At 72.7% G+C, this 5066-nt stretch carries 5 protein-coding genes; 1 reads left to right on the top strand and 4 read right to left on the bottom strand.

What is annotated here, in order from left to right:
- Positions 1–232: 232 nt before the first annotated feature.
- Positions 233–763 carry a DciA family protein gene (locus JNL41_RS15985; protein WP_293476649.1) on the bottom strand — a complete coding sequence of 177 codons (531 nt, stop codon included), beginning with the start codon at positions 761–763 and terminating at the stop codon, positions 233–235.
- A 45-nt stretch (positions 764–808) separates the two neighbouring features.
- Here JNL41_RS15985 and mutY point away from each other — a divergent pair, with 45 nt between their 5' ends.
- Complete coding sequence (mutY, locus tag JNL41_RS15980) at positions 809–1849, top strand: A/G-specific adenine glycosylase (RefSeq protein ID WP_293476647.1); 1041 nt, start codon at positions 809–811, stop codon at positions 1847–1849.
- Here mutY and JNL41_RS15975 read toward each other — a convergent pair.
- From JNL41_RS15975 to JNL41_RS15965, 3 genes are all read right to left on the bottom strand, one after another.
- Positions 1846–3084 carry an MFS transporter gene (locus JNL41_RS15975; RefSeq protein ID WP_293476645.1) on the bottom strand — a complete coding sequence of 413 codons (1239 nt, stop codon included), beginning with the start codon at positions 3082–3084 and terminating at the stop codon, positions 1846–1848. The genes mutY and JNL41_RS15975 overlap by 4 nt on opposite strands.
- A 33-nt stretch (positions 3085–3117) precedes the next feature.
- On the bottom strand, positions 3118–4197 hold the full coding sequence (locus JNL41_RS15970) for a site-specific DNA-methyltransferase (RefSeq protein WP_293476643.1): 1080 nt from the start codon (positions 4195–4197) through the stop codon (positions 3118–3120).
- Between the two features lie 87 nt (positions 4198–4284).
- On the bottom strand, positions 4285–5066 hold a 782-nt coding region (locus tag JNL41_RS15965; protein ID WP_293476641.1), incomplete at its 5' end, for a DUF2332 family protein.

The following is a 5066-nucleotide window of genomic DNA, read 5'->3' as shown; positions in this document are numbered from 1 at the left end:
CGCGCCCTCAGGGGCAAGCTGCCGATGGAACCGCGGCGCTTTTAAGTCAACTCGCCAGGGCGCGCCGCTGCGGCGAATTGGCCGGCCGCGCGAGCCTTCCCGCCTCGGTGGCGCGCCAGCGCCGTTCATTCCCCGCCAAGGCCCCGAAGGTCGCCAGGACGTCGAGACGCTTCCGGGCTTCTTCGTGATCTCGGTGACCTTGGTGGTGAAAATGAATGCGCGCCTGCGGCGGCTAGCGGGACCGCTTCAGGACGCCGCGGCCAAGCTTCATCAGCGCGTCCTTGAGCTTGCCGTCCGGCGCGTCGGCCAGCGATTTGGCGAGCTCCGCCTCCCTGGCCGCGTCCAGCGGCGCAGGCCGGCGCTTGGGCGCGGGCTCGGTCCGGTGCAGCGGCCCCTGCACGATCCTGAGCTTCTGGACCGCCTCGGGCCCCAGGAACACGTTCACCCGCGCCAGCACCTCGTGCGCCTGGTGCTGGATGATCGCCGCCGCCGGCCCCGCGACGCGGATCTCCAGCGACGAGGGCCCGCCGTTGCGGCCCTTCACCAGCTTCACGGGTTCGGTCCGCCGCGCGATCTCTGGCCCCACGATCTCGCGCCAGCGCGCGGACAGCGCACCCGCGCCCTGCCCGAACTTTCCGTCCAGCTCCCGGACATATCTGTTCAGCGCCCGGCCCGCGGGCGGCGGCGGACGCCGCTGCGGCCGTGTGCGCTTGGCGCTCAGGATCGCGCGCGCTTCTTCGAGGGTGGGCAGCCGGCGGGACACGACGCCACCCTACCGCGCAGCCCCGGCCGATGGTAGGCGGGTCCGGTGACGCCGCTCCGCGCCCAGCTCCTCGCCTGGTACGACGAGAACGCCCGCGCCCTGCCCTGGCGCGTCGGGCCGCACGACCGGGCCGCCGGCGTCCGCGCCGACCCGTACCGCGTCTGGCTCTCCGAGGTGATGCTGCAGCAGACCACCGTGCCGCACGCTTCGCCCTACTTCCTGAAGTTCACCGCGCGCTGGCCCACCGTCACCGACCTCGCCCGCGAGGACGACGGCGAGGTCATGGCCGCCTGGGCCGGCCTCGGCTACTACGCCCGCGCCCGCAACCTCCTGGCCTGCGCCCGCGCCGTCGCAGGCGAGCACGGCGGCGTGTTCCCCGACACCGAGGAGGGCCTGCGCACCCTGCCCGGCCTCGGCCCCTACACCGCCGCCGCCGTGGGCGCGATCGCCTTCGACCTGCCCACCAACGTCGTCGACGGCAACGTCGAGCGCGTGATGGCGCGGCTCTACGCGGTCGAACAACCCTTGCCCGACGCCAAGCCCGAGCTGAAGCGCCTCGCCGCGGCCCTCGTCGGCGCGGACCGCCCTGGCGACTGGGCCCAGGCGCTGATGGACCTCGGCGCCACCGTCTGCCGGCCCAAGGCGCCGCTCTGCGACCGCTGCCCGATCGCCGGGCGCTGCGCCGGCCTCGCCACCGGCGCCCCCGAGACCTACCCGAAGAAGACCGCCAAAGCCGAGCGCGCACACCGCTACGGCGTGGCCTACGTGCTCACCCGCGGCGACCAAGTGGCGCTGATCCGCCGCCCGCCCAGGGGCCTGCTCGGCGGCATGCTGGCGTTGCCCACCAGCGAGTGGCGCGCCGCGCGCTGGAGCGACGCCGAAGCGCACGCCGCCGCGCCGGCCGATGCGCCCTGGCGCGGCGTCGGCGAGGTCGAACACGGCTTCACCCACTTCACGCTGACGCTGCGCTTGCTCCGCGCCGAGGGCGATGCCGACGGGGTCATCTGGAGCCCCAGGCGCGATCTGGACGCCCTGCCGAGCGTCTTCCTCAAGGCGGCCCGCGCGGGCCTGACGAGTTTGCTCTAAGCCGGCGCCTTCTCCGTGCGCGGGAACGCCACGCTCAGCACCGCGAACGCCACGAACGACATCAGCAGCGCCGCCGCCGGGATCGCCGGCACGCCGAAGCTGGCCAGCGCCACGCCCCCCAGCGTCGAGCCCAGCGCCTGCCCCATCGAGAACACCGAGCCGTTCAGCGCCAGCGCCACCGGCGCCCCGCCGGTCATCTGCACGAGGCGCGACTGCGTCACCGGCGAGATGGAGAAGAGCGCCGTCGCCGCCACGAAGATCGCCGCCGCGACCAGCACCTGGCTGGCGAGGCCCGGCGGCAGCAGGTGGTGCGTCGCCGACCAGTGCATGCTCATGGCCAGCGACTGGAGCGCGATGCTCTGCAGGATCCACGCCTTGCCCGCGCCGCGGTCCGCCGCGCGGCCGCCCAGCCACAGGCCCATCGCCGCGCCGAACCCGATCATCGACTGGAAGACCGCGACGCCGGCCCCCGTCACGTCGGCGCCCACCCGCACGATCGGGCCGATGTAGAGGTTCAGCGTCATGTTGGCCGCGAAGGTCAGGAAACTCGTCGCGTAGAGCGGCCAGATCCCCTTCAGCTCCAGCCGGCCGCCCTCACGCTTCGGCGGCGCCGGCACCCGCGGCAGGAAGAACAGCACGCCCGCCAGCGCCAGGCCCGCCAGCGCCGCGGCCACGACGAAGGTCGCCCGCCAGTCGAAGATCGAACCCACCACGCTGCCGATCGGGATGCCGACCACGAAGGCCAGCGTCATGCCGCCGGTGACCATGGCGAGCGCCGAGCCGCGGCGTTCGGGCGGCGCCAGCGAGGCCGCCGCGACACTGGCCGACGATCCGGACAGCGCCCCCGCCACCCCGGCGATGGCGCGGACGACCATCAGGCTCCGGAAGTCGGGCGCGATGGCGCAGGCGATGTGCATGAGGACCGCCAGGCTCAGGCCGAGCAGGATGACCAGCTTGCGGTCCAGCCGCCCGAGCATCCAGGCCGCCACCGGACCCAGCACCGCGGAGGTCAGCACATAGGCGGTCTGCAACTGCCCCGCGACGGCGGTCGAGACCCCCAGGTCCGCGGCCATCGGCTCCAGCAGGCCCGCGAAGATGAACCCCGCCGACCCGAAGGCGAAGGTACACATCGTCAGCACGAAGATCCGCGGGCTGATCGCCCCCGCCCGGCTTTCCTGTGCAGCTTCCCCGACGCTCATCCGGCCAACGTGGCCGAACAGGCGGTATGGCGCCAACTGCTTTCCCCTCCGCGACGGGAAGGAAGCGACCTAGGCGATCGTCTGCGCCCGCACCTTCGCCCGCAGCACGTCGATGGGGGCGAGGCCCGCGTCGGTCTTGAAGTGCCAGTAGGTCCACCCGTTGCAGGCCGGCGCCGACTGCACCATCGCGCCCACCTTGTGGATCGAGCCGGAGAGCTCGCCCGTCACCAGGCTGCCGTCGGGCCGCACCTTGGCGGAATAGCGTCCCTGCGGGCAGTAGAGCACGTCGCCGGCCCGCAGCAGGCCCGCCTCGACCAGCGTGCCGAACGGGACCCGCGGTTCGGACTTCTTCGAGCCGGTGACGACCATCTCGCCGGGTGTCGCCGGGATCACGCGCGCGATCCGCGCCTCGGCCACCTGCACGTAGTCGGTCTCGCGCTCGATGCCGATGAACCTGCGTCCCAGCCGGCGCGCCACCGCGCCCGTCGTCCCGGTGCCGAAGAACGGGTCCAGGATCACGTCGCCCGGTCTGGTCGAAGCCATGATCACCCGGTGCAGCAGCGCCTCGGGTTTCTGGGTCGGGTGCGCCTTGGCGCCGGTCTCGTCCTTCAGCCGCTCCTCGCCCGTGCAGAGCGGCAGCGTCCAGTCCGAGCGCATCTGCAGCTCGTCGTTGGCCATCTTCATGGCGTCGTAGTTGAAGGTGTAGCGCCGCCCGCCCCGGCTCTTGGCCGCCCAGATCAGGGTCTCGTGCGCGTTGGTGAACCGCGTGCCCTTGAAGTTCGGCATCGGGTTCGACTTGCGCCAGACGATGTCGTTCAGGATCCAGAAGCCCAGGTCCTGCACCGCCACGCCGACGCGGAAGATGTTGTGGTAGCTGCCGATGACCCACAGGCCGCCGTCGTCCTTCAGCACGCGACGGCATTCCTTCAGCCACGCACGCGTGAAGCGGTCGTAGGCCTCGAAGCTCTCGAACTGGTCCCAGTGGTCGTCGACGGCGTCGACCTTGGAGTTGTCCGGGCGCAGCAGGTCGCCGCCGAGCTGGAGGTTGTACGGCGGGTCGGCGAACACGAGGTCGACCGAGCGGTCCGGGAGCTTCGCCAGCTCCTCCAGGCAGTCGCCATTCAAGATGGCGTCAAGCGGCAGCCCCATCGGCCCAACCCTCTAGGTACGGAGAACACCGTAGAATCTCGGGCCGACATGGTGAAGGCCGGGTTTACGGCCGTGGTGTACCGAAGGTTAACCCGCCCCGGGCGACCAGCGCACCCAGGCGCCGTGCGGGCTGACCTCGGCCAGCCGGCGCTCCTCGCCGCCGGGCCAGGCCGTCAGCCGCAGTTCCGTCAGCGCCAGGTTGTCCAGCGGCGGCTCCATCCGCAGCCACGCGAACGGCGCCTCCGCCGTGGCCTGCTCCGCCAGCGCCGCGATGGCGTCCTTCAGGCCCTGCAGCGTCGCGGGATCGAGGTACTGCCAGAAGATCGAGTGGTAGAGCACGGTGACGGCGCCGGCCCGCGGCCGCACCCGCCCACGCACCCAGTCGACCGCGTCCGCCGTCTCGACCCTCACGCCTTCGCGGAGCGCGACCTCGATGGCCCGCTCGCTGCGGTCGATGCGGTGGAACTGGTCGGGCCAGATGTTGGCGAGCAGGCGCCGGCGCTGCGCCGGATCGGTCAGGTCGGTCGGCCGCCGGTCGCAGGCGGCGCGCTCCGCCACCTCGATGCGCGCGTCCAGCGGCGGCAGGGCTCCGCTCCACTCGACCGGAACATCGACGGGTGAGGCCGGGTCGCCCCACTCGGCGTCGCCCAACCGATAGTGGAAGCGGTCCCACGACGCGTTCAGCCCCGCGCTCGCGCCCACCTCGAAGGCGCGGATCGGCAGGCCCGTCTCCGCCGCCAGCGTCAGGAAGCCCGCCAGCAGCACCGCCGAGCGCCGCACCTCGTTGGTCTGCGGCTCGTGGTCGAGGAAGGCGGAGAGCGCGGCGGAGTGCGGCCCGATGGCCTCGCGCGCCGCCGCCCAGGCCGCCT

This window comes from Phenylobacterium sp., from assembly GCF_016793285.1.
In the GTDB taxonomy this organism is placed as follows: Bacteria; Pseudomonadota; Alphaproteobacteria; order Caulobacterales; family Caulobacteraceae; genus Phenylobacterium.
The sequence above is the reverse complement of the archived record's forward strand: the minus strand, read 5'-3'. Positions and strand labels throughout refer to the sequence as shown.

Excerpts from the sequence above, each read along its gene's own strand:
- JNL41_RS15970 (WP_293476643.1), bottom strand. The coding sequence starts at position 4,197 with ATGGGGCTGCCGCTTGACGCCATCTTGAATGGCGACTGCCTGGAGGAG.